Below are 25131 nucleotides of genomic sequence, written 5' to 3'. Positions count from 1 at the left end.
AGACGTCTGCGTTGCTCGACCAGCACTTCGGCATCGCCGTTGCGCGCCGTATAGTGCGTGCAAGGAGAATGCTGATGAGCGACACGATTCGTCTGGACGGCCGCGTGCTGTACCTGTCCCAGGACCCCGCTGTGATCGAGGCACAACTGGCGGGTGAAAACTTCACGCGTGCCAGCGCCGGTCCGCTGCGCGACAACGTCTCGACCGACGAAATCACACCGGTCACCGTCATGCTCACCTATGACGAACGCCTCGGCCAGTATCCGTACGTGGGCTTCAAGGCAGGCGAGCGCCTGCCGGTTGGCCGCAATGCGGTCAAGGACGGCGGCTTTCAGGTAACGGTTGCGGGCAAGCGCTACGGCAAGGGCTCTTCGCGTGAATCGAGTCCATTGGCGGAGTTGTCGGCGGGCATCCGCCTGATCGTTGCCGAGAGTTTCGAGCGCATCTATCAGCAGAATTGCGACAACATCGGTATCCTCACTACCACCGATTTCTCCGTGCTCGATCGCCTGATCGCAGGAGAGGCGGTGCCGATCGACGAGTTTCTCAAGGGCCGCGACGCGCTCACGCAGCAGATCATTCGCAGCGGCGGATTGCTCGCGTACAGCAAGTTCGCCGACTGGCCCGCGCCGCGTGTGCGGAGCGGGGAGAATGCCGAGTCCGCAGCGGGCGTGGCCGAGCCGAAGACGCTGGTCGAGAAGATCATCGAGCGTCATCTTCATCCTGGCATTGAACACGCGCAGCGCGGCGACGGTGTGTTCATCGCCGCCGACTGGCGCTTCAGCCACGACTACTTCACCGGCATGTGCGCGCATCTGATGCATCGCGCGTTCGGCAAGCCGGCGCCGCTGCATGAGCCGGACCACATCATCGCGTTTCAGGATCATCTGGTGCTCGCTTCACAAAGCATTCCGCACGTCCGCGACGGATTGCTGCCGGGTGTCGCCAATCTGATGGAAGGGCACACGTCGTTCTCGCGCGACTATCCAGTGCGCTCGCACGGCGCGCTCGATAACTCGCCGGGTTCCGAGGGTATCTGTCACGCGGTGATGGCCGAGCAGTACGCGTTGCCGGGGCAGGTGGCGTGCGGCACCGATTCGCACACGCCGCATTCGGGCGCGCTCGGCTGCCTCGCATTCGGTGCGGGCGCGACAGAAATCGCCAATAGCTGGGTGACCGGCTATGTGCGCTGCAAAGTGCCGGAAACCTTGCGCATCGAGATCGACGGCGTATTGCGCGACGGCGTGACCGCGAAAGACGTCGTGCTGCATCTGTTGCAGATGGACGCGATCCGCTCGGGCGGGGCGATCGGTCTGGTGTTCGAATACGGCGGCGCGGCGGTGCGCGCAATGTCGATCGACGAACGCGCCACGCTGACCAATATGGTTGCGGAACTGGGCGGCTTCACGGGCATCGTGGAACCGGACCAACGCACGGTGGCGTTTCTGAAGGAGCGTCGCGGGGTCGACTTCAGCCTTGAAAGCTGGATGAAAAGCGATGCCGGCGCCACGTATCGCGACACGATTCGCATCGACGCTACCGCCATCGAACCGATGCTCGCGCGTCCGGGCGATCCGGGCAATGGCGTGCCGGCGCCGCAACTTGAGAGCGATGTCGCGATCGATATCGCGTATGGCGGCTCGTGCACGGCAGGCAAGCGCGAAGACTTCGACTTCTATCACGAGGTATTGCGTTGGGGTGTGGAGCACGGCATGCATGTGCCTGACAAGACGCGCCTGTTTCTGCAATTCGGCACGATGGCAGTGCGCGCCTATTGTGAGGAACAAGGCTATTTACCGGTTTTCGAGCGCGCGGGGGTGACGCTCGTGATGCCGGGCTGCGGCTCGTGCGCGAACTGCGGACCGGGGCAGTCGGCCAACGCGAACGAGGTAACGATCAGCGCGATCAACCGCAATTTCCCTGGCCGCTCCGGTCCGGGCAACGTGTGGCTCGCGAGCCCCTACACCGTTGCAGCGAGCGCGCTGGCTGGAAAAATCACCACCTTCGAACAATTGAAGCGCGCACGCGGCTAGAATGCTGGCCGGACCTTGGGGCCCGGCATCGTGGTGCGTGCGATACGCAAAAGTAACCAGAAGGCCGGCACGAGACCGGACCCGGCGAGCATCGTCGTGCATCGCCTGCATGAGCGCACTACCAGGAGACAAACAATATGGCATCCCCCGATCACGCCGGGTCCGTCGCGCGCAGCACCGGCGGCGCGGCGTCTTCCGCAACGGCTGCGGCGTCTGCTGCGTCCATCACGCTCGACGCCGGTAGCATCTCCGCGCGCCTCGACCGGCTGCCCGCCACACGCTCCATCTGGAAGCTGGTGGTGCTGCTAAGCCTCGGCTTCTTCTTCGAACTGTACGACCTGCTGTACTCCGGCTATGTCGCGCCAGGCCTCGTCAAAAGCGGGCTGTTGACGGCGACCACGCACGGTCTGTTCGGCTCGACCGGTGTCGCGAGTTTCATCGCCGCGCTGTTTAGCGGGTTATTCATCGGCACGATCGCGTGCGGCTTTCTGGCGGATCGCTTCGGGCGCCGCGCCGTGTTCACGTACTCGCTGCTGTGGTACACGGCGGCCAACGTCGTGATGGCGTTTCAGGAAACGGCCACGGGTTTGAACTTCTGGCGCTTCGTGGCGGGGATCGGCATCGGCGTCGAACTGGTGACGATCGGCACGTATATCTCGGAGCTGGTGCCCAAGCAGATCCGCGGCCGGGCTTTCGCGTGCGAACAGGCCGTCGGTTTCACGGCGGTACCGGTAGTCGCGTTTCTCTCTTACGTGCTGGTGCCGCGCACGCTGCTTGGTCTCGACGGCTGGCGCTGGGTGGTGCTGATCGGCGCGCACGGAGCGCTGTTCGTGTGGTGGATCCGACGAGCGTTGCCGGAAAGCCCGCGCTGGCTCGCGCAACAAGGGCGTCTTGCCGAAGCCGATCGCGTGATGAGCGAACTTGAAGCGAAGGTGCGCGGCGAATATGGCCGTGAACTGCCGCCGCCCGCAGCGCCGGTGCCGGTTGCGCCGCGCGGCAGCTTTCGCGATATGTGGGTGCCGCCGTACCGCGGCCGTACCGTGATGATGACGCTCTTCAATATTTTCCAGACGGTCGGTTTCTATGGTTTCGCGAACTGGGTGCCGACGTTGCTGATCAAGCAGGGCATTACGATCACCACAAGCCTGATGTACTCGAGCGTGATTGCGCTGGCCGCGCCGATCGGTCCGATTATCGGCCTCTTTATCGGCGACCGCTTCGAGCGCAAGACGGTGATCGTGGCGATGGCGGCCGTGAATATCGTGTGCGGCTTGTGGTTCAGCCAGGCATCCGGCGCGGTGTTGCTGGTGAGCCTCGGGGTGTGTCTGACGCTCGCGGGCAACATCATTTCGTACAGCTACCATGCGTACCAGGCCGAACTCTTTCCGACCAGCATTCGCGCGCGGGCGGTGGGCTTTGTTTATTCGTGGAGCCGTTTCTCGGCGATCTTCACGGCCTTTCTGATCGCGGCGGTGCTGAAGCACTTCGGCACCACTGGCGTATTCGTCTTCATCGCCGGTGCGATGCTGATCGTGATGCTGGCGATCGGTCTGATGGGGCCGCGTACAAAGGGGCTGGAGCTGGAGAAGATTTCGAAGTAGAACGAGTCAGAACAACTGTTCCTGCCCCGACATCAACGTCGTGAAATCGTCGCGCAACAGCGGCAGGATCGCATCCGCAACCGGTTGCAACTGCCGCGTCAGATAGTGTTCGTAGTCGATCGCCGAGCGCAAGGTCTCGAGCGGTTCCGGTCCGGCGGTTGTCATCACATAGCTGATCCAGCCGCCGTTCTGGTATTGCAATGGACGTCCCTGTTGCCGGTTGAACTCGTCGGCCACGCGTGCCGCGCGCACATGCGGCGGCACGTTGCGTTCGTACTCGCCGAGCGAGCGGCGCAAGCGCTTGCGGTACACGAGCTGATCGTCCAGTTTTCCCGCCAGCGTATCGCGCACATAGTCGCGTACATAGTCCCGATACGGCTGTTGCCTGAAGATTCGCCCGTAGAGTTCCTGCTGGAACTGCTGGGCAAGCGGCGTCCAGTCGGTGCGCACCGTTTCGAGCCCTTTGTAGACGATGTTTTCGCTGCCGTCCGGCAAAACAGTCAGCCCGGCATAGCGTTTCTTGCTGCCTTCCTCGGCGCCGCGAATCGTCGGCATGAAAAAGCGCTTGTAGTGCCGCTCGAATTGCAGCTCCAGCGCGCTCTCGAGTCCGAAGCGTGCCTGCAGATCCTGCCGCCATTGCGCATTGATATGCTCGACCAGCGCGCGGCCGATCCGGCTCGCATCTTCTTCGCTGTGCGCGTGCTTCAGCCAGACGAAAGTCGAATCGGTGTCGCCGTAAATGACTTCGTAGCCTTGCGCCTCGATCAGCTCGCGCGTGGCGTGCATGATTTCGTGGCCGCGCATCGTGATCGACGACGCGAGGCGCGGGTCGAAGAAACGGCATCCGGTGGAACCGAGCACGCCGTAGAAAGCGTTCATGATGATTTTCAACGCCTGCGAAAGCGGCCCGTTGTGCGCGCGTTTGGCGGCTTCGCGTGCCTGCCACACCTGGCCGACGATCGAAGGCAGGCAATGGCGCGTGCGCGAGAAGCGTGCGCCGAGAAAACCCGGCACCGATTGATCGTCGGCGGGATTCAGCATGCCTTCCACGAGCCCTAGCGGGTCGATCAGAAACGTCCGGATGATCGACGGGTAGAGGCTCTTGTAGTCGAGCACCAGCACGGAATCGTAGAGGCCGGGCCGCGAATCCATCACGAAGCCGCCGGGGCTCGCGGCACCGGCTACGTCGCCAAGATTCGGCGCGACGTAACCCTGACGATGCATGCGCGGCATATATAGATGCGTGAACGCCGCGACCGATCCGCCGCTGCGGTCCGCGGGCAGGCCGGTCACGGTTGCGCGCTCCAGCAGGAACGACAGCAGTTCGGTTTTCGCAAAGATGCGCGTGACCAGTTCGCAATCCTTCAGGTTATAGCGCGCCAGGGCCGGCTTGTCCTCGTCGAAACGGCGCTGGATTTCGTCCATGCGTTGATAAGGATTGTCGATCGCCTTGCCTTCGCCCAATACGGCACGCGCCACATATTCGAGGCTGAACGAAGGGAAACTCCACGTCGCGGAGCGCAAGGCTTCGATACCGTCGATGATCAATCGTCCCGCGGCGCCCGCGAAGAAATGATTCTGTTTGTGGCCGTGCTCGCGCCATTCCATCACGGCGCCACCGCGGCCGAGTCGCAGCGGCACGCGATACTGTTCGGCGTGCTGCTGCAACACACGCAAGTCGAACTGCACGAGGTTCCAGCCGATGATCGCATCGGGGTCGTGCCGTTCCAGCCACGTATTCAGTTTTTCCAGCAGCTGTGCGCGGCTTTCGCAGTATTCGAGGTCGAAGTCGATACCACCGGCGTCACCGTTCGGCGGTCCCAGCATATAGACCTGACGCTGTCCGCATCCTTCGAGCGCGATGGAATAGAGTTCGGCGTGCGCGCTGGTTTCGATATCGAGCGACACCAGCTTCAACGACGGACGGTAGTCCGTAGCCGGTTTCAATTCGCCGTTCATGAGCGGGCCGCCATGCTGCGCGTCGCCGCCGAACCATACCGGCGCGGTGATGAAGCGCTCCATCATGTAGCGCTCGGGCGGGAAAATATCCGCCTCGTAGACGTCGACGCCGCCTTGTTTCAAGCGCTTCTCGAGGCCTGTCAATTGCCGGTATTGCGGACAGTAGAGTCCCATGACCGGCCGATGCTGGAAATCGCATAGATCGAGCGGACGCAGATCGAGCGGCGCCTCACGGCGCAGGATTGTTTCCGCGCGTTCCCGGTGCGCGGCCGGAATGAACGCCACTGAAGGCTGAGGGCGCAAACGGATGTGACGGGGCCCGCCGTCTGTTGCCAGCCAGAAATCCACTTCCGTGCCGGCGGGAGTATCCCGCCAATGTCGGGTCAGAATGAAACCCTGTTCAAGCTCAGTCAAACTGCCACCTCTAAACGGGCGTCATCGCCTGGCTCGATTTTACCGTTATGCGCTTTGAGCCGTGCCGCCACTCTTTCGGTGGCAACGATGAGTGATGGGTCGGTTCAGATGAACGCGCTGGATGCAGACGCGCCGGCTAGTCTGTATGATCGTTTTGCAGCGATTCCTTCGGCGTGGATCATGCGCCGGTCAAGCCCATCAGAAACGGAGTGAACGATATGAAGTTGAGCAAGCTTGTTATTGTGGTCGCGGTAGCTGCAACCAGTTTTGGCGCGCAGGCCCAAGTGGCCGGCACGCAGCCCTTAAGCGTCACGGTCGAGCAATCGAATGCGCTGCTGAGCGGCTGGAGTGTGAAGAAGAGCATTCTCGGCAAGGGCGTGTATAACGATCAGAACGAAAAGATCGGTACGATCCGCGATCTGGTGGTCGCCCCCGATGGCTCGCTGTCCGCCGCCATTGTCTCCGCGGGCGGATTCCTGGGCGTGGCGTCGCATGACGTAGCCGTGCCTATCGCCGCACTGGATATTCGTTCGGGGAATTTCTATCTGGCAGGCGCGACGAAAGATGCGTTGAAGGCGACGCCCGCGTTTCAGTACAACAAGGTTCAGTCGCCGCCGAAGCCTAAAAAGCTGACTGGCCAGTAATGTGTCGAGCCGGCGAGTTCGCCGGCCGGGGTCGTTAAGCGCGCTTCAAATCCGGCCCGCTTAACGACGGTTCTGCTAAAGCACGCTTATGCTTCCAGCGCGAGCGTGGCGAACGTGCCCAGCCAATGTTCGCCCATGTAGTCGCCGGCCACGTGCGGCAGGGCGCTCTGAAGATGACGCTCGGCCGAATCGAACAATACGGTGCGGCGCACGTCGCCGGCCGGCAACGCGCGCGCCAGCGAACGCTGGCACCACGCGCGGCTCAGGTTCAGGCCATCCAGGTGGGCAATCTTGCCGTCGGTGCGATCGGTCACGGTGACAGGTTCAAACAGCGTGGCCGGCTTCTTCGCACCGAGATCCGGCAGAAAGCGCCTGAACCATTCGCTGAATTGCGCGGGCGGCAACACCCGCCGCATCAGTTCCGCTTCCATTAGCGAAGGCGACAGGAACTCGTCGCCGGCCGGCTCCCAGGCCTGGCACGCGACATCGTTCAGGAACCAGCGTTCCGCCGTGTTGACCAGCAGCGCTTCGAGCGATTCACGCGAGGTTTGCCGCGCGAAATCGAGCGTGAGCGCAAGTGCGAATGCCATGTTGAAGTGCGTGCCGACGCGCAACGGGTAGGTCGCTTTCGGCAGAAATTCCTCGAAGCGCTCGACAAAGGCTTCGGTCAAGGGTGCAAAAACCTTGGACCAGCGCGCCGCTTCCGACAGCTTCAGCGTGTGCAGTTGCGCGCTTAGTGCAAGCAGCCAGGCCCATCCATACGGGCGCTCGAAACCGCGGTTATGCGCCAGATCGAGATACGCCAGTTCGCCGGCCACATTCGCCGGGGTGAAATGCTCGTCGACCACCGCGACAATGCGCGCTGCTTCAGGCAGATCGGGGAAGCGGTCGAGCAGATGCAGGATGAGCCAGTAACCATGCACGCACGAATGCCAATCGTAGCTGCCGTAAAAAATCGGATGCAGTGCGCGCGGGCCCTGCACGTCTTGCGGACCGGCAAGCGAATGGGTCAGCTTGTTCGGATACTCGCGCGTGAGATGGGCGAGTGCGAGATTGGCGAATTTAGACGCGAATTCGGGCGTGAGTTGAACAGTCATCGGCGCCTCCTCAAAAGCGGAATACGAACAGGTACAACAGTATGGTATTGACGATCAGCAATAGTAAAGCAGTTGGCCACTGCGCCTTGATCACGCCATTCTGGTCTTTCAGTTCAAGCAGCGCAGCCGGCACGATATTGAAGTTGGCGGCCATTGGGGTCATCAAAGTGCCGCAGAAGCCGCACAACATGCCGATCGCACCGAGAATGGCCGGGTTGCCGTGGAACTGATGCACGATCAATGGCAGGCCGATGCCGGCTGTCATCACCGGAAACGCGGCAAACGCGTTACCCATGATCATCGTGAAGATCGCCATGCCGAATGTATAAGCCGCGACCACCGCGAAAGCGGAGTCGACCGGAATCCACGTTTTCACGAGATCCGACACGACGTGGCCCACACCGGCAATCGCAAACAGCGCGCCGAGGGCGGCCAGCATCTGCGGCAGAATCGCGGCCCAACCCACGGTATCCATGGTGTGCCGCGCGTCTTTCAACGCATGCACCGGCGAGTCGCGCAACATGAACAGCGCGGCGCCGAAGGCGACCAGCGTGCCTAGCACCAGTGAAATCAGCGTGACGTTCTTCGGCTCGACGAACGGTACATATTTCAGCGTCAAGGTGCCGAGCAGGGTAATGACCGGAATCAGCAGCGCCGGGATGAAAAGCTTATTGCCGAAGCGCCGTGCGTTGGCTTCGCGGCGCGTGGCGGCCGCTTCGCTATTGCCGTCGGTTTTGCCTTTGCCGAGCTTGCCGGACCCGGCGATCAGGGCGAGTGCAATCGCGAGACAGCCGGTCACGAAATGCGGCAGTTCCCCGCCGAACATAAAGGTGATCGCGTAGATGCCCCAGAACAGAAAGTTGACGATACGGCGTGGATTCGAGCGGTCTTGCAGATTGAAGAGCGCGAACGCGGCAAACATCAAACCGGCCAGCACGTAGAGGGATTCGAGCTTGATCGTCATCGTGCAATACCTCGTTGCTGTCCTGCCGCCGCGCCCAGCGCATTCATCTTATGCGAGAGATTGCGATCGAGCAGCAGCAGGCGCACGACGTGAATCACGAGTGCCGCCACCGCCGTGGGAATCGCCCATACGGACACGTGCAGGGGCTCGACGACGATGCCGTTCTGCTCGAGAAAACCTTTGATCAGCAGGATCGACTGGATCGCAATGAAAATATCTTCGCCGAAGAACACGGCAATGTTGTCGACCGCCGACGCATTCGCGCGAATCTGCTGACGCACCGCGTCGGGCAGTTCGCCATAGCGGTTCGCGGCGGCCGCCTCGGCCATTGGCGCGATCAGCGGACGCACCATCTGCGCATGGCCACCGAGCGAAGTGAGCCCAAGCGCGGCCGTGATCTGGCGAATCACGAAATAGAGCATCAGCACGCGGCCCGTGGTGGCGGCGTGCAGGCGCGAAATCAGGTGTTTGGCCTGTTCCTTCAGGCCGTTGCGTTCGAGCAGCGCGATCACGGGCAGCGTGAGCCAGATCAGGCCCATGTAGCGGTTATCGGCGAATGCCTTGCCGAACGCGCTGACGATTTCCACCGGTTGCAAGCCCCCGGCGATGCCGGTGGCGACTCCCGCGATCGTCACCACCAGTAGCGCATTGAAGCGCAATGCGAAGCCGAGTACGACGATCGGCACGCCAATCAAGACCCACATGCTGTTCTCCTGTGTCGCTGCTATGCCGTTGTTTTGCCGCTGTGCGTGTTGTTTCAGATGCCTCGCGCAGACTGGTTGCGCCCGCGATGCGACGGGTTGCGCCAGGTTGCAATGACGCGTAGGCGAGGAAATCTAACACGATAATTTATCGATAAATAGTCGACAAAATGCCGTTTTCGGGTAAACGCCAGGTGGCAGGTTGATAGGCCGGTGAGTTTGCAGGGTGGGAACGGGACGTGTGGTGCGGGAGGCGTGGCTCAAGCCGGCAGCCTGCCTTGCGTCAGCAGGGGCAGCGCGGCACTGCGCAGCGGAGTCCGGTTTCGCGCCGCGCCGCGCGTTCAGGCTGGCAGCGCGTTGTTCTTCAGACAGTCGATGAAATATTCCGCCGCATCGCCCAGCACGCCATCCTTGCGATGAATCAGGCTGAGCGCGAGGGGCGGCAGTGCGAAATCGAGCGCGACGCGCTCCAGCGTGCCGCACTCGATTTCCTCGTTCAACTGGAAATCCGGCCAGACGCTCACCACGCCCGCTTCGCTGGCGAGTTCGGCATAGAGCCGCCGCGCGGTGCAAACCGTGATCCTCGAAGGCGGCGCCAGCGTCCCGCCTGTATCACCCGCGCGCGCGGTTAGCGCGGCCCAGAATGCGGGCACGCTTTTGCGCGTGTAGTTGTAGAGCCAGTGCGCTTCCCGCAAACCGGCAAGCTGTGTTGCGCCCGCCAGCGGATCGCCCGACTTGACCGCCAGCGATTGCGACACCGTGCCGAGCGGTGTCACGCGGAACTCGTTGCTGGGGTCCCCTTCGCCGGTAAAACCGATGCACATGTCGAATGAGCCGTCGCGCAGGCCGTCGATGAGACGCGTGGTCTGGTACTCGTGCACGTCGAGCTGCACATCGGGAAATCGCTTGCGGAAAGCGTGAATTGCTTCAGGCACGACGATCGACGCCGCGAGCAGCGACACGCCGATCTCGAGTGTTCGCCCGGCCGACGACTTCATCTCCTCCAACTCCTGCTCGGCCCGTGCGATCTCGGTCACGACAGTTCGCGCACGCCGGAGCAGCGCTTCGCCATACGGTGTCAAACGAATTCCCGAGCCACTGCGCAATAACAGTTGCACGCCGAGGCGCGCCTCCAGTTCATTGATGCTCTTGGTGACGGCCGGCTGCGACAGGCACAGCGCATCGGCGGCGGCCATCAGCGTGCCGTGCTCGGCAATCGCCACGAGGGTGCGTAATTGAGTGGTTTTCATGGTGTCCGCGGCCCATAAGCGTTGGCTATGTACATAAAAAACTGGAAATTGACCAGTCGCGGGGCTGGCTAGTATAGCCACTGCGCCGCTGGCCACGAGGCGCGCGGCCGGCAGCACTCAAGACAAGGAGCGAAAGTGGGACTGAAACTAATCGATGCGGACATCGACGAACTGGTGGCATTGCGGCGAGACATTCACGCCAATCCGGAGACGGCTTTCGACGAGACACGCACAAGCGAGCTCGTTGCCGCGAAACTGCGCGCCTGGGATATCGAAACACACACGAGTATCGGCAAAACGGGCGTGGTTGGTGTGATTCGTGGCACGCGTACGGCGCCCGGCATGGGGCGCACCATCGCATTGCGCGCGGACATGGATGCGCTGCCGATGGAAGAAGAGGGCCGTCCGTTGCACCGCTCGTTGCGGCAAGGGGTATTTCACGGTTGCGGCCACGACGGCCACACCGCGATGCTGCTCGGCACGGCACGCCATTTCAGCCGTCATCGCGATTTCGCCGGGACGCTCGTGCTGATTTTCCAACCCGCCGAGGAAACCGGCGGTGGTGCGCTGGCCATGCTGGCCGACGGGCTCGAAAGCCGGTTTCCGTACGACGAGATCTACGGCATGCATAATGCGCCGCATTTTGCGCCGGGTACGTTCGGCGTACGCGACGGCGCCATGCTGGCGTCGTGCGACGAGATGCGGATCGACGTGACCGGCGTTGGCGGTCATGGCTCGTCGCCTGAAAAGACCCGGGACCCGATCGCGGCTGCCGCGCAACTCATTTGCGCGCTGCAGACTGTGGTGAGCCGCGCGATCGATCCTGCTTCGGCTGCCGTACTCAGCATCGGCAGCATTCATGCGGGCACCACGTCGAACGTGATTCCTTCGCATGCGCAGATGACGGGCACCGTGCGCACGTTCGACGAAAGCGTGCGCGAACGGATGAAGGCGCGCATCGAGTCGATCTGCGCGGGCGTCGCACTCGCGACCGAATGCGAGATCGCGGTGACGTTCTATGGCAGCTCGCCTGCGACGATCAATCATCGTGTGCAGGCCGAAGCAGCGGCAGCGGCGGCGGAGCAAGTGTTCGGCGCGGAGAACGTGCTGCACGATTTTCCGCCGCTCAACGGCTCGGAGGACTTCTCCGAGTTTCTATTGCGTCGCCCCGGCGCCTATGTGCTACTTGGACAGGGCGGGGTCTATTGCCATCACCCCGAGTTCGATTTCAACGACGACGTGCTGCCGCTCGGCGTACGCTTCTTCGTGACGCTGGCCCTCGCGCGTCTCGACGCCTAGCCCATCCTTTCGCATCAGCCGCATCAGTTGCAGCGCGTTGGCGCGAATACTGCGGGCGCAGCAGCGATGACGCATCCGGATATCGCCTAGAACAACTCCAGAATCCGGTGATACATCATCCCAAGTTCCAGCGCCGGTCCGCGCAACGCCGGCCCACCCGGAAAGCGCGCATGCCGCAATTGAGCGAACAGATCGAAGGCCGCTGTCTCACCGGCCATGGCCTTCGCAACGACGCGCCCGGCGATCCCGGTCAGCGCCACGCCGTGACCGGAAAACCCCTGCACGTAGAAGTAATTCGGATCGATCGAGCCGAAATCGGGTGCCCGATTGCGTGTCACGTCGACAAAACCACCCCACGCATAGTCGATTCGCACATCGTCGAGCTGCGGAAACACGCCGATCATGCGCTGGCGAATCTCTTCGCCGAGTTGTGCGGGCGACGCACCGGTCGAACTCGCGCGTCCACCGAACAGCACCCGATGATCCGCCGACAGACGGAAGTAATCGAGGAAGAAGTTGTTGTCGCAAATCGCTTCGCGCCCTTTGATCAGGGCATCCGCGCGTTCTTTACCGAGCGGCTCCGTGGCGACGATATACGACGCGATCGGCGCGATACGCGCGGCCACCGGCGCGGGCAGCACGCCGCCGAGCGTGGCGTTGCCGCACGCGGCGACGAAGCGGCAGCGCACTTCACCGCCGGCCGTCCGCACAACGGGTCGCGCGCCGCGCACAACTTCGATCACCGGCGAATGCGCGAACAATTGCGCGCCTTCACGACGCGCTGCATCGGCAAGACCGAGGCAGTATTTGAGGGGATGCAGGTGGCCGGAGAACGGATCGTAGACCCCCGCCAGATAACGTCGCGACGCGACCCGTGAACGCACCTCATCGGTATCGAGCCACGAGAGTTTCGTGTAACCCCAGCGTTGCGCGGCCGACTCCATCCACGAACGCAAATCCGGCACGCGTTTGGGCTTGGTCGCGACCGTCAGATAACCGGCGGTGAAATCGCAATCGATGCCGTAACGTTCAATGCGCTCGCGCACCAAAGCGACGCCTTCCACCGACATCGCCCACGCGGCGCGCGCACCGTCGAGACCGAGCTGACGCTCGATGATCTCGTCTTTCGCGAAACCCACCAGGGTCTGTCCGCCGTTGCGGCCGGACGCTCCCCAGCCGGGGCGGTGCGCATCGAGCACGATCACCGACAGGCCGCGCGCCCGGCACTCGAGCGCCACCGACAAACCGGCGAAGCCGGCGCCGATCACGCAGACGTCGGCCTCCACAGTGCCGTCGAGCGTCGGATCGTCGGTAAGCGGACGGGTCGCGCTCGCCTCGTAGTACGAGTTGGCGATCAGCGCATCGGCGCGGTGGTCGAGGGTGTTGAAGCCGGGAGTCGGAGCGTTCATCAGAGCAGATCCTTCATTCGATACCAGGCCATCGCGAGCACGAGGGCAGGGGTGCGAAGTGTAGCGCCGCCGGGGAAGTCGCGGTGACGAATCTTGCCGAACAGATCGAAGCGCGATGCCTGGCCGTCGATCGCCTCGGCGATCAGCTTGCCGGCGAGGCCGGTGGTGTTCACCCCGTGACCGGAGAAGCCTTGAGCGAAATATACCGTCGGCGACAGGCGCCCGAAATGCGGCGCGCGATTCATCGTAATGTCGACGAAGCCGCCCCACGCGTAGTCGATTTTGACATCGTCGAGTTGCGGGAAGGTCTTCAGCATATCGCGGCGCATCGCCTCGCCGAGGTTGCGAGGCGCGAACGTCGAGTAGCTGACTTTACCGCCCCACAGCAAGCGGTTATCGGGCGCCGGGCGGAAATAGTCCAGTACGAAGCGGCTGTCGCACACGGCTGCTTTCGCCGGCATCAATGCTTCGGCGCGATCGGGGTCGAGCGGTTCGGTGGCGATCACGTAGGTGCCGACCGGCATGATCTTGCTGGCGATGTCCGGTGCGAGTTGGCCGAGATAGGTATTGCAGGCAAGCACAACGAATTGCGCATTCACCTGGCCGCGCGCTGTTTCGGCCACATGCCGGCCGTTTTCCCCGCGCAACGCGGTGACGCAACTGTCTTCGAAAATCCGCACGCCGGCCTCGCGTGCCGCACGCGCCAGGCCGAGCGTGTAGTTCAGCGGGTGCAGATGGCCGCTGTCCGCGTCGAACAGGCCGCCAAGATAGCGTTGCGATTGAACATACTCGCCGACGCCATCGGCGTCGACATAGCTGAAGCGCTCGTAACCGAAGCGCCGTTGCGCTTCGTCGCGCCATTTTTGCAACGCGTCCGTATCGCGCGGCTTGTTCGCCGCCGTCAGATAGCCGATGGTCAGATCGCAATCGATCTGATGCTTCGCGACGCGCTCCTTGACGATATCCAGGGTTTCAAGCCCCATGTCCCAAACACGCTTCACGTCATCCGCGGGCATGAACTTCGCGAATGTATCGATATCGCAGGCGAAGCCGCCGATCAACTGGCCGCCGTTGCGGCCGCTCGCGGCCCAACCGACTTTCGATGCTTCGAGCACCGCGACCGAGTGGCCGCGTTCGGCAAGGTTCAACGCAGTCGAGATGCCGGTGAGGCCCGCGCCGATCACACAGACGTCGACGTTGAGCGTTTCTTCGAGCGGAGGGTGGCGCGTGCTGTCGTTGGCGGTTGCTGCGTAATACGAGGCGACGTGAGGCTGGTTTGAGAATCGGAGCATAGGCAGAGCATGCGGAAGAGGCCTTGGCGCGTGACCCGCCATAAGGCCGGGCCACGCGGTGAGGCGGGTCGTATTAGAACGAGTAGATGAACTGCGTCGCGAGCAGGTCGTTGGACTTGCCGTACGAACCGTCGTTCTTCAGGAACACCTGTTTGTTCGCCCAGTCGTGGCGGTATTCCACCTTGACCGTGATCTGCTGGGTCGGGTAGAACAGCAGATCGAGCGAAACGTCCTGACGGGTGGCCCCCTTGCACTCGAAGCCCAGACCGCCGTTCGCCTTCGAATTGGCCAGACAGTCCGCGCCAATGCCGAAGCCGTCAGCCGTGTCCATGCCGTTCGAGTTCAGCGCAATACCACCGCCGCCGCCACCGTTCTTGCTGTCGACAAGCAGGTCGTAGCGCACCGTCGCACCCATGCGACCCACCACCGGCAGATTGAACTTGCGGTGCGCGAGCAGCGACAGGCCGTACCACTGCGCCTGACCGCCGTTGAACGCGGCATTCTGCTGCTGACCGTAATCGACTTCGGCGTTGTACTGCACGTCGGCGAGGGTATAGGTCAGGTCCGCTTCACCGAAGAAGAATGTGCCGCCCGCGCTGGGCGACTGGCCGCCTACGCCGTAGGAGACCGCACCGGTGTTCGCATCGATCGCGCTGGGCAGCGTCTGACGTCCGATATTGAACGACCCGCCAATATCCAGTGCGCTCGACCACGTGTAGTCGGTACGCGCGGTGAAGGTCGGGATCTTGTTGCTGGTCGTGATCGGGTCGCCCAGCGCGTTGGTGCCGATCTGGGTGGTCGCGCCATACGTGCGGTACTGCTCGTTGCCGAGGAAGAACTTCCACGCCCAGTTACCCGTCGTATAGTTCGCGCCGATCCCGATGTAGCTGCCCGGGTCGGAGAAGTCATACAGCAGGTTGTGCGTGAGCGTGAGCATCTGGTTCGACTGCTGTACTTCATAGCCGCCGAAGCTCGGAATCAAACCGGCCACGAGCGTCGTGGTCGCCGTCAGAGGTACATTGACGACCGCCGTGTTCAGGATGTTGTTGCCAATATCTCCGTGCTCGTTCTGCAGCAGCGTAATACCGTTGCCGCGGTTCGGCATCAGGGTGATCTCGGCCGACGGCGCCATCGGGCCGACACCGAAGGTCTTCTTGATGTCCAGGTACAGATCGCCGAACGTGCTGTTGAAGTAGTTGTAGCTGCTTTCGTGGTTCGCGAACAGGAACGACGAGCTGCTCTGCGCGCGGTTATACAGGTACGTCGGATCGATGTAACCCGTCACCGACAAACCCGCGATCGGGCCCGTGTTCGCCGCGTCCACCAGCGAGTCGACCTTCAGCTGCTGATTGGCGATCTGCTGCTTCATCGCATCGACCTGATCGTTGGTCAGCGTCGCCTGGGCCTTGCCGTAATCCGGCGAGGAGATGTCGACCGGTGCCGCCACCACAGCCGGAGCCGGCGCCGCGGTGCTGGCTGCGGCTGCCTTCGGCCTGGACGCTACCTCGGAACGCAACTGCTTCACCTCCTTTTGCAGTGCGTTGAGTTGGGCCTGGAGCGCCTTGATCTGGTCGCTGGTGGCGTCTGCCATGGCAAAGCCAGGCAAACTCCCCGCCACCAACAGACAGATGAGCTTCTTTCTCATGCAAATTCTCCTTATTGGTCGTATTGCAAAGGACTTCTTATGCGCGTGCCGTATCGAGTGACTTCCGTACGGTGGCTTGTTGTGGTGCTGACGGTAACGGGTCGGCGGCATCGGCGAGTGCGAACGCCATCTGCATGTCGCGGTTGCGCCTGCGCTCACGCACCTGCATCCAGCGGTTCACGGCGATCACGCCGACCGTCACCGTGGTGATGAAGATCGTCGCAAGCGCGTTCATTTCCGGATTCAGGCCAAGACGCACACGCGAGAACACGACGAGCGGCAACGTGGTGGAGCCCGGACCGGACAGGAACGCGGAGAGCACGAGATCGTCGAAAGACAGCGTGAACGACAGCAGCCAGCCGGACATCAGCGCCTGCGAGATCAGCGGCAGCGTGATCAGGAAGAACACCTTGAAGGGCGTGGCGCCGAGATCGAGCGCGGCTTCTTCGAGCGACCTGTTGAGTTCCTTCACCCGCGATTGCACGATGATCGCCACATACGAAACGCACAGCATCACGTGGCCGATCCAGATCGTGAAGAGACCACGCCCCTTCGGCCAGCCGAGCATCTGTTCGAGCGCGACGAACAGCAGCAGCAGCGAGATGCCCTGAATCACTTCAGGAATCACGAGCGGCGCGTTGATCATGCCGGCGAACAGCGTGAAGCCGCGAAAGCGTCCGAAGCGGGCCAGCACGAAACCCGCCCACGTACCGATCACCACCGATGCACACGCGGTCAGCAGACCGATTTTCAGCGACAGCCACGCTGCATTGAGCAGTTCGCCGTCCTGCAGCAGTGCGCCATACCATTTGAGCGAGAAGCCGGACCAGACCGTGACGAGCTTCGATTCGTTGAACGAATACACCACCAGGCTGATGATCGGGATATACAGGAACAGAAATCCGAACGTCAGCACGCTATTGGAAAGCGTTTTATTTGGCTTGATCATTTCGCGCCCTCCAGTTCCTTGACCTGGTAGTACTGGAACACGGCCATTGGCACGAGCAGCAGTAGAACCATGGCGACGGTGACGGCGGATGCCATCGGCCAGTCCATATCGTTGAAGAATTCATCCCACATCACGCGGCCGATCATCAGCGTGTCGGCGCCGCCGAGCAGCTCGGGAATCACGTACTCGCCGACTGCCGGAATGAACACCAGCAGACTGCCGGCGATGATGCCGTTCTTCGACAGCGGCAAGGTGATGCGCGTGAACGCGGTCCACGGTTTGCACCCGAGGTCATAGGCCGCTTCGAGCAGCGTCAGATCCATCTTCACCAGGTGCGCATACAGCGGCATCACCATGAACGGCAGGTACGAATAGACCATGCCGATATACACGCCAATATCCGTGTGGTAGAGGCGCAACGGCGAATGAATCATGCCGATGGCCATCAGCGTGTGATTGAGCAGGCCGTCGTCCTTCAGGATGCCGATCCAGGCGTAGACGCGGATCAGGAACGACGTCCAGAACGGCAGCATCACGCCCATCATCAGCAGGTTGCGCTTCGTGGGTTCCGAGCGGGCGATATAGTACGCAATCGGATAGCCGATCAGCAGGCAGAAGAAGGTCGAGATCGCCGCCATCTTCAGCGAACTGATATACGTCGCGACGTACAGATCGTCTTGCAGCAGGAACGCGTAGTGGCCGAGCTGCATCGCGAAATGCACCATGCCGTCCTTGACCGTCACGAGATCCGTGTACGGCGGAATGCCCAGGCGCAGATCGGCGAAACTGATCTTCAGCACCAGCACGAACGGCAACGCGAAGAACACCGTGAGCCACAGGAACGGCACGCCGATCACCGTCGTGCGGCCCGACGGCACCAGCAACGGAAGGCGTTTCTTCAGCCAGCCGGTGAGACGGCCGCTGGACGGCGCGCCGAGCGCCGCGGGGGAGGTAGTGGGATTGCTCATTGCGTCAGCACCACGCCGCTAGCCGGCGACCAGTAGACGAACACGTCGTCGTTATAGGAAGGGGCACCCTCGCTCATCAGGTGCGAGCTGGAGAGATTCGACACGACCGTCTTGCCGCTCGGCAGGCGCACGTGGTACAGCGAATAGCTGCCCATGTACGCCACGTCGGAAACCACGCCGCGCGTCCAGTTGTGCGGCGTAGCCGGTTTTTCGCGCGACACCTTCACGCGCTCCGGGCGCACCGAAATACCCACCGGCATGCCGAGCGGCCCGGTAATGCCGTGGCTCACGTAGATGCGTGTTTCGAGGTCTTCGCTCTCGACGAAAATATGGTCCGGCTCGTCCGCCACCACCGTGCCTTCGAACAGGTTGGTCGAGCCGATGAACTCCGCCGAGAAGCGGCTGTTCGGAAACTCGTACACCTGGCTGGGCGAGCCGATCTGCACGATGCGGCCTTCGCTCATCACCGCGAGACGACCGGCCATCGTCATGGCTTCTTCCTGATCGTGCGTGACCATCACGCAGGTCACGTCGACCTTGTCGATGATGTTCACCAGTTCCAGCTGGGTCTTCTGGCGGATCTGCTTGTCGAGCGCCGACATCGGCTCGTCGAGCAGCAGCAGCTTGGGGCGCTTGACGAGCGAGCGCGCCAGCGCCACGCGCTGCTGCTGTCCACCGGAGAGCTGATGCGGCTTGCGTTGCGCGTATTTACCCATCTGCACGAGATTGAGCGCGTCGGCAACACGCTCCTTGATCTCGTTCTTCGGCGTGCCCTCCTGCTTGAGGCCGAAGGCAATGTTCGCTTCGACCGTCATGTGCGGGAACAGCGCATACGACTGGAACATCATGTTGACCGGCCGCTTGTACGGCGGCATCGCGGCAAGATCTTCGCCGTCGACGAAAATGCGCCCGGACGTCACCGTCTCGAGCCCCGCGAGCATGCGCAGGAGTGTGGACTTGCCGCAGCCGGAGCTGCCGAGCAGGGCAAACAGTTCGTTCTTGGCAATACTCAGGTTGACGTTGTCGACAGCCGTGCTGTCGCCGAATTTCTTCACGACATTTTCGATGCGAACGAATTCGTCCGATTTCGATTTTGTCGTCGGGGCGGGGCGGGCCATCTGGGTGGCGCCGGCTACGCTATGGGATGTCGTCGAGTTCATGATGTAACCATTCCTTGCGGATCGCGAGCGCAAGTGTCTCCATACGAGGCGCGGAAAGCGACTCGCAAGATGCGCTGCGATCGGAAAACATGGGACTGCGCGTGGACGGCGCAGGCTGACTACCGTTACTGCCATTCATGCGCTCAGGGTTCGAGCGATCCCTGAGCGCGGGATCAAAGTGATTGGTTTGGCTTTAATTAATGGCCGGTTTTAAGCTGCGCCCAAAGACGGTTTTCGAGGCGCAGAATGTCGGTGGGCATCGGCTTCATGAGCGTCATTTTGCTCAGGACTTCGTCGCCCGGATAAACAGTCGTATCTTGCGCAACCGCTGGCGTAACGAATTGACGTGCCGCCTTGTTCGCAGTCGGATAGAACACTTCATTGGTGATCGCTGCGTTGACCTTCGGGTCTTCGATGTAATTGATCCACTTCAACGCGGCTTCCGGATGCGGTGCGTCTTTGGGAATCACCATCACGTCGAACCACAGCAAACCGCCTTCCTTCACATTCGAGAACTTCACCTGATACGAACGCTTGGCTTCCGCGGTACGGCGGCTGGCGATGCCGACGTCGCCGGACCATGCCACCGCCACGCACACGTCGTTATTGGCGAGGTCGTTGATGTAGCCGGAAGAATTGAACTGGGTGATGTACGGGCGGACTTTTTTCAGCACTTCGTACGCGGCCTGGTAATCGGCGGGATTCGTGCTGTTCGGATCCTTGTGCATGTACTGCAACGTGGCCGCGAATACGTCAACCGCCTGATCGAGGAACGACACGCCGCAGCCTTTCAGCTTCGACAGATTCGCTGGGTCGAACACGAGTGCCCAGCTATCGACCGGCGCGTTCGCACCGAGTGCCTTCTGCACGGCTTGCACGTTGTAGCCGATACCATCCGTGCCGTAGGCCCAAGGCACACCGTACTGGTTGCCCGGATCGGCGTCGCCAATCATCTTCATCAAAACGGGGTCAAGGTTCGCAAGGTTCGGCAGCTTCGACTTGTCGAGCTTCTGATAGACGCCGGCCTGAATCTGCTTGGCCATGTAGTTCGACGTCGGGACTACGATATCGTAGCCGGAGCTGCCCGCGAGCAGCTTCGCCTGCAACGTATCGTCGCTATCGTAGTTATCGTATTTGACATGGATGCCGTCCTGTTTCTCGAAGTTCGGAATCGTGTCCTTCGCGATGTAATCCGACCAGTTGTAGACATTCAGTTCCGTGTCGGCCGCAAGGGCCGGCGTGACCGACAACGCCGCAAAACCCGTGAAGGCGAGAAACGCGGCCCCCGCGACCGCATGACGAAGATGACAAACGCTCATGGTTTTTTCCCTTGATGTGAAGAACCGGCATGAGCGTGTATCGTGGGTGCACGCATGCCGGAACGAACTGCCGTTACGAAATTCCGAGTTGTTGTGCGGTCGCGTCGATGGCTTTTTTGGCCTTCGAAACGATCTCGTCGATTTCCAGCTTATTGATCACGAGCGGTGGCGACAGCAGCATCCGGTCGCCGGTAGCGCGCATGATGAGGTTGCCGTTGAAGCAGAAGTCGCGGCAGATCGTGCCGACGTCACCGCCATTGGCGAAACGCTTGCGCGTTTTCGGGTCTGCCGCGAGTTGCAGACCGGCCACCAGACCCGCGCCGGAGATTTCGCCAACGATCGGGTGATTGGCGAAGGTGTCGCGCAGCTTCTTCTGGAAGTACGGACCCGTGTCGGTCTTGACGCGTTCGACGATTTTCTCGTCGCGCAGCAGTTTCAGATTGGCGAGTGCCACGGCGGCGGCCACCGGATGGCCGGAATAGGTGAGGCCGTGATTGAAGTCGCCGTGCTCGATGATCGCCTTGGCCACGCGATCATGCAGACCGACCGCGCCCATCGGTACATAGCCGCTCGTCAGGCCCTTGGCCAGCGTGATCAGATCCGGCTCGAAGCCGAAGTGCTGATGCGCGAACCATTCGCCGGTGCGGCCGAAGCCGCCGATGACTTCGTCGGCAACCAGCAGGATGTCGTACTTGCGGCAGATGCGCTGGATTTCCGGCCAGTACGTCGCGGCCGGGAAGATCACGCCGCCGGCTCCCTGGAAAGGCTCACCGATAAAGGCGGCTACGTTGTCCGCGCCGATTTCGAGAATCTTCGCTTCGAGTTGTTGCGCACGGGCCAGCGCGAATTCTTCCGGCGTCAGATTGCCTTCTGCTTCGCCGAAGAAATACGGCTGGTCGATATGAACGATGTTCTCGACTTTCGAGGGCATCTGTTCATGCATATAACCCATGCCGCCCAGCGTGCCGCCGGCGATCGTCGAACCGTGATAACCGTTCTTGCGTGAAATGACGACCTTCTTCGACTGCTTGCCTTGCGTTGCCCAGTATTGGTGAACGATGCGCAGCACGGTGTCGTTGCCTTCCGAACCGCTGTTGCAATAGAAGAAGTGATTGAACGGTTCCGGCGTCAGCTCCGCGAGCAAGGCCGAGAGTTCGATGACCGGCGGGTGCGTCGTCTTGAAGAAGGTGTTGTAGAAGGGCAGTTCCTGCATTTGCCGGTACGCGGCGTCGGCCAGTTCCTTGCGGCCATAACCGACGTTCACGCACCACAACCCGGCCATGCCGTCGATGATCTTGTTGCCTTCCGAATCCCACAGGTACACGCCTTGCGCCTTGACGATCACGCGGCTGCCGGCGCGATTGAGCGAACCCATATCCGAAAACGGATGGATGTGATGGGCCGCGTCGAGCGCGCGGTATTCAGCGGTGCTGCGTTGCGCGGCTTGTGCGCTCGCGGCGGGGAGCGCCGCGGGTTGCACGTAAGCGACTTCTTCTGTTCTGTAGCTCATACTGCCTCCAGGTTTTTATGCGTTTGCGGCTGACGTCTTAAACGTGCAACAGCAAATGTCGGCGTTCCCACGAACTGATCACGCGGAAGAACGCTTCGTATTCGGTTTCTTTCAGTGCCAGGTAGGCCTTGACGAATTTTTCACCCAGCACTTCGGCGATCGGTTCGCAGGCGCCCATCAACGTCAGACCCTCTTCGAGGTTGCGCGGCAACTGGTACGGCAGCTCGTAACCGTCGCTGAGCAGCGGTTCGGTGGCTTCGAGCTTTTGCGTCATGCCGAGATAGCCGGCGGCCAGCGTTGCGGCAATCGCCAGATACGGATTGCAGTCGACGCCAGGAATGCGGTTCTCGATGCGGCGCGCGGCCGGCCCCGAATGCGGAATCCGGAAACCCACGGTGCGGTTGTCGTAACCCCATGCCACGTTGATCGGCGCGGCCATGAAGCGCGACAGGCGGCGGTACGAGTTGATGTACGGCGCGAAGATCGGCATCAGCGCCGGGGTGTATTTCTGCAGACCCGCGATATAGCTCGTAAACAACGAGGTGGGCTTGCCGTCCGGACCGGTGAACAGGTTGTGGCCGGTTTCTTCGTCTACGAGGCTCTGGTGCATGTGCATGGCCGAGCCCGGTTCGCCTTCCATCGGCTTGGCCATGAAGGTCGCGTACATCTTGTGGCGCAGCGCGGCTTCACGCACCGTGCGCTTGAACAGGAACACGCTGTCGGCGAGTTTCAGCGGATCGCCGTGCATGAAGTTGATTTCCATCTGCGCGGCGCCGACTTCGTGAATCAGCGTGTCGACTTCCAGTTCCTGTACTTCGCAGTACTCGTAGATGTCTTCGAAGAGCGGATCGAATTCGTTGACCGCTTCGATCGAGTACGCCTGGCGTCCGGTCTCCGGACGGCCGGTACGGCCGATCGGCGGTTGCAGCGGCAGATCCGGGTCCTTGTTCATATCGACCAGGTAGAACTCGAGTTCGGGCGCGATAACCGGCTTCCAGCCTTTGGCCTTGTAGAGTTCGAGCACACGGCGCAGCACGCGGCGCGGCGAGATGGCGACCGGCGTGCCGTCGAAATGAACGCAGTCGTGGATCACCTGGGCGGTCGGATCGACGGCCCACGGAATCATGCGGATGGTGCTGGGGTCGGGCACGCACACCATGTCCGGGTCGGTGACGCCGGTGAGCGTGCCGTCTTCCGGATAGTCCCCCGTGACGGTCTGGATCATCACCGCCTGCGGCAAGCGCATGGACTCGCCGGATTCGAACTTGCTGCGCGGAATGATCTTGCCGCGTGCGATCCCGGCCATATCCGGAATGATCGCTTCGATTTCGGTGACGCGGTTCTGTTTCAGGAAGTCGTCGATTTCATGCATGGTTATTCTCTCAGTTTTGGTGCGCGACCGGCTCAGGCATGCGTGGCAGCGGCGGATGCCGCGCCATAGCCGGCCTTGGTGCGCATTCGATCGCGGCAGGCGTCGCCGAAGGCGCGGAAGATCGCGGTGGAAAGCGCGTCGTTGGCATGCTTCCATTCCGGGTGCCACTGCACACCCAGCGCGAAGGCACGCGCATCTTTCACACTCACCGCTTCGATCAATCCATCAGGGGCGGTGGCTTCGGCCACCAATCCCACGCCCAGCCGCTCGACGCCCTGACCGTGCAATGAATTCACACGCGCTTCACTCGTGCCGCCCGCGAGGCGCTGCAACAAGCCGCCCTGCGTCAGCGTGATCGAATGCGACGGTGCGTATTGCACGTCGAGGTCGTCTTCCTTGTTCTCGCGATGGTCGTTCAAGCCGGCCACCGCGTGAACGCTTTGATGCAACGTTCCGCCGAACACCACGTTCATTTCCTGGAAGCCCCGGCATACCGCCAGCACCGGTACACCCGCGGCGATCGCCGCGCGCAGCAGCGGCAGCGTCGTCGCATCGCGTGCGGCGTCGTGCAACGTGCCGGGCGCGCTGGGTTGGCCGCCGTAGCGGTGCGGCTCGACATTCGAATAGCTGCCGGTGAACAGCAGCCCGTCGACAGCGTCCAGAATGTCCGCGGTGGACTGACGCTCGCCGAGCGCCGGCACCAGCATGGCCAGCGCCTGTGAGCCGTCCACGATCGCGGCGATGTACTTTTCGCCGGTGACGTGCGATGGGTGAACTCCCATCATCGTTCTGTCGGCGCTGATGCCGACCAGGGGTTTGTTTCGCATAACTGATAGACGTGTGTGTTCCCCGCGGAACGCGGCATGAACAACGTTAAACACAGCGCGGCACGATTCCGCAGCCGGACGCGAGGCGTCAGGCCACCGGGGCAGTGCGGGCGGCTTTCGTCAACTGAACGCGCCGCGCGTGGTAATCAGGCTGGCCGTTCGATTCGCTCCGCTGCGGCGCGCAACGTCTCTGATCCGCGTGAAATGCATAGGCGGCAGACAGCACCGCACAGGCACGAACGCACGGCTCGATAGAGCGCGTTCACGCAAACGGATGAATCGAACGGCGAAAAAGGGGGAGGCGCTACGGCAGCAGCGAGGCGACTTCGTCCGTGCGCACAGCAATGAAGGCGCGCGCGGAGATGGAGTTGTGACGTCGTACTGAACGACGGGACAGGATTGTGAAGACGGACAGGAAGCGGCGGAACGCAAGGCTGCCGTTGCTGCCGTCGGCGATGGCGCCGTCAGCGCGAGGACAACTCGCCTGACTTCGATTCCATCTCACCAAAGGGCCTCGGACTCTCACGATTACACTCTAATGTCTATTGAACGACTTGCTCAAAAACGCTCGGGGCGTTTAAAGAAACAGGACGCTGGGATGGTCGGAGCTACCGGTTGCGAAACTGCTTCGCTGCGCCACAAAACACATTCTCGTATCTCGTGACACCGGCATGACGACCGCCTGTGAACCATCGTATACGAGCCAATAATGCCGTCA

20 protein-coding genes are annotated in these 25131 nt (G+C 61.9%); 4 read left to right on the top strand and 16 right to left on the bottom strand.

Annotation, left to right across the window (positions count from 1 at the left end; all coding sequences use genetic code 11):
• The first annotated feature begins 74 nt into the window (after positions 1 to 74).
• Together HWX91_RS09295 and HWX91_RS09290 are read left to right on the top strand one after the other, a co-directional pair.
• Positions 75 to 2033 carry an aconitase family protein gene (locus HWX91_RS09295; protein WP_028194849.1) on the top strand — a complete coding sequence of 653 codons (1959 nt, stop codon included), beginning with the start codon at positions 75 to 77 and terminating at the stop codon, positions 2031 to 2033.
• A 137-nt stretch (positions 2034 to 2170) separates the two neighbouring features.
• Entirely contained in the window at positions 2171 to 3634 is a 1464-nt protein-coding gene (locus HWX91_RS09290; protein WP_028194848.1) for an MFS transporter, read from the top strand.
• A 6-nt stretch (positions 3635 to 3640) separates the two neighbouring features.
• On the opposite strand, the gene HWX91_RS09285 is transcribed toward HWX91_RS09290, so the two are convergent.
• Positions 3641 to 6007: a DNA polymerase II gene (locus HWX91_RS09285; RefSeq protein WP_028194847.1), complete on the bottom strand. Its 2367-nt coding sequence runs from the start codon at positions 6005 to 6007 to the stop codon at positions 3641 to 3643.
• Positions 6008 to 6225: 218 nt separating this feature from the next.
• Here HWX91_RS09285 and HWX91_RS09280 point away from each other — a divergent pair, with 218 nt between their 5' ends.
• Positions 6226 to 6651: a PRC-barrel domain-containing protein gene (locus HWX91_RS09280; RefSeq protein WP_028194846.1), complete on the top strand. Its 426-nt coding sequence runs from the start codon at positions 6226 to 6228 to the stop codon at positions 6649 to 6651.
• Positions 6652 to 6737: 86 nt separating this feature from the next.
• Here HWX91_RS09280 and HWX91_RS09275 read toward each other — a convergent pair whose 3' ends face one another.
• From HWX91_RS09275 to HWX91_RS09260, 4 genes are all read right to left on the bottom strand, one after another.
• The gene (locus HWX91_RS09275) at positions 6738 to 7748 is read right to left on the bottom strand and encodes a DUF2891 domain-containing protein (RefSeq protein ID WP_028194845.1); all 1011 of its coding nucleotides are present in this window, start codon (positions 7746 to 7748) and stop codon (positions 6738 to 6740) included.
• A gap of 10 nt (positions 7749 to 7758) precedes the next feature.
• Entirely contained in the window at positions 7759 to 8712 is a 954-nt protein-coding gene (locus tag HWX91_RS09270; RefSeq protein ID WP_028194844.1) for a DUF979 domain-containing protein, read from the bottom strand.
• Positions 8709 to 9416 (bottom strand): DUF969 domain-containing protein, encoded by a 708-nt coding sequence (locus HWX91_RS09265; protein WP_028194843.1) that lies wholly within the window; start codon positions 9414 to 9416, stop codon positions 8709 to 8711. The genes HWX91_RS09270 and HWX91_RS09265 overlap by 4 nt, the downstream gene beginning before the upstream one ends.
• Before the next feature lie 338 nt (positions 9417 to 9754).
• Entirely contained in the window at positions 9755 to 10663 is a 909-nt protein-coding gene (locus tag HWX91_RS09260; RefSeq protein ID WP_081832951.1) for a LysR family transcriptional regulator, read from the bottom strand.
• Positions 10664 to 10798: 135 nt separating this feature from the next.
• Here HWX91_RS09260 and HWX91_RS09255 point away from each other — a divergent pair, with 135 nt between their 5' ends.
• Positions 10799 to 11962, top strand: coding sequence for a M20 aminoacylase family protein (locus HWX91_RS09255; RefSeq protein WP_042274078.1), 1164 nt, complete (start codon positions 10799 to 10801; stop codon positions 11960 to 11962).
• Positions 11963 to 12048: 86 nt separating this feature from the next.
• Here the strand turns inward: HWX91_RS09255 and HWX91_RS09250 are convergent, their stop codons facing one another.
• From HWX91_RS09250 to HWX91_RS41285, 11 genes are all read right to left on the bottom strand, one after another.
• Complete coding sequence (locus HWX91_RS09250; RefSeq protein WP_042274075.1) at positions 12049 to 13371, bottom strand: NAD(P)/FAD-dependent oxidoreductase; 1323 nt, start codon at positions 13369 to 13371, stop codon at positions 12049 to 12051.
• Positions 13371 to 14663 carry an NAD(P)/FAD-dependent oxidoreductase gene (locus tag HWX91_RS09245; RefSeq protein WP_028194840.1) on the bottom strand — a complete coding sequence of 431 codons (1293 nt, stop codon included), beginning with the start codon at positions 14661 to 14663 and terminating at the stop codon, positions 13371 to 13373. Before HWX91_RS09245 ends, HWX91_RS09250 begins: the two co-directional genes overlap by 1 nt.
• Positions 14664 to 14736: 73 nt before the next feature.
• Positions 14737 to 16308, bottom strand: a complete 1572-nt coding sequence (locus HWX91_RS09240) for a DUF3138 family protein (RefSeq protein WP_028194839.1) — start codon at positions 16306 to 16308, stop codon at positions 14737 to 14739.
• A 37-nt stretch (positions 16309 to 16345) separates the two neighbouring features.
• Positions 16346 to 17257: an ABC transporter permease subunit gene (locus HWX91_RS09235; protein ID WP_028194838.1), complete on the bottom strand. Its 912-nt coding sequence runs from the start codon at positions 17255 to 17257 to the stop codon at positions 16346 to 16348.
• Positions 17254 to 18225: an ABC transporter permease subunit gene (locus HWX91_RS09230; RefSeq protein WP_028194837.1), complete on the bottom strand. Its 972-nt coding sequence runs from the start codon at positions 18223 to 18225 to the stop codon at positions 17254 to 17256. Before HWX91_RS09230 ends, HWX91_RS09235 begins: the two co-directional genes overlap by 4 nt.
• Positions 18222 to 19385, bottom strand: a complete 1164-nt coding sequence (locus HWX91_RS09225; protein WP_028194836.1) for an ABC transporter ATP-binding protein — start codon at positions 19383 to 19385, stop codon at positions 18222 to 18224. The genes HWX91_RS09230 and HWX91_RS09225 overlap by 4 nt, the downstream gene beginning before the upstream one ends.
• A 197-nt stretch (positions 19386 to 19582) precedes the next feature.
• Entirely contained in the window at positions 19583 to 20704 is a 1122-nt protein-coding gene (locus tag HWX91_RS09220; protein ID WP_028194835.1) for a polyamine ABC transporter substrate-binding protein, read from the bottom strand.
• 73 nt (positions 20705 to 20777) lie between these two features.
• Positions 20778 to 22214 (bottom strand): aspartate aminotransferase family protein, encoded by a 1437-nt coding sequence (locus HWX91_RS09215; RefSeq protein WP_028194834.1) that lies wholly within the window; start codon positions 22212 to 22214, stop codon positions 20778 to 20780.
• Positions 22215 to 22251: 37 nt separating this feature from the next.
• Positions 22252 to 23586: a glutamine synthetase family protein gene (locus HWX91_RS09210; RefSeq protein WP_028194833.1), complete on the bottom strand. Its 1335-nt coding sequence runs from the start codon at positions 23584 to 23586 to the stop codon at positions 22252 to 22254.
• Positions 23587 to 23618: 32 nt separating this feature from the next.
• Positions 23619 to 24413 carry a gamma-glutamyl-gamma-aminobutyrate hydrolase family protein gene (locus HWX91_RS09205; protein WP_028194832.1) on the bottom strand — a complete coding sequence of 265 codons (795 nt, stop codon included), beginning with the start codon at positions 24411 to 24413 and terminating at the stop codon, positions 23619 to 23621.
• Between the two features lie 304 nt (positions 24414 to 24717).
• Positions 24718 to 24939, bottom strand: a complete 222-nt coding sequence (locus HWX91_RS41285) for a hypothetical protein (RefSeq protein ID WP_171983793.1) — start codon at positions 24937 to 24939, stop codon at positions 24718 to 24720.
• Positions 24940 to 25131: the final 192 nt, after the last annotated feature.

This window comes from Paraburkholderia fungorum, from assembly GCF_902833645.1.
Lineage (GTDB): Bacteria > Pseudomonadota > Gammaproteobacteria > Burkholderiales > Burkholderiaceae > Paraburkholderia > Paraburkholderia fungorum.
Note: the sequence above shows the minus strand (reverse complement) of the source record. Positions and strands in the feature narration are given on the sequence as shown.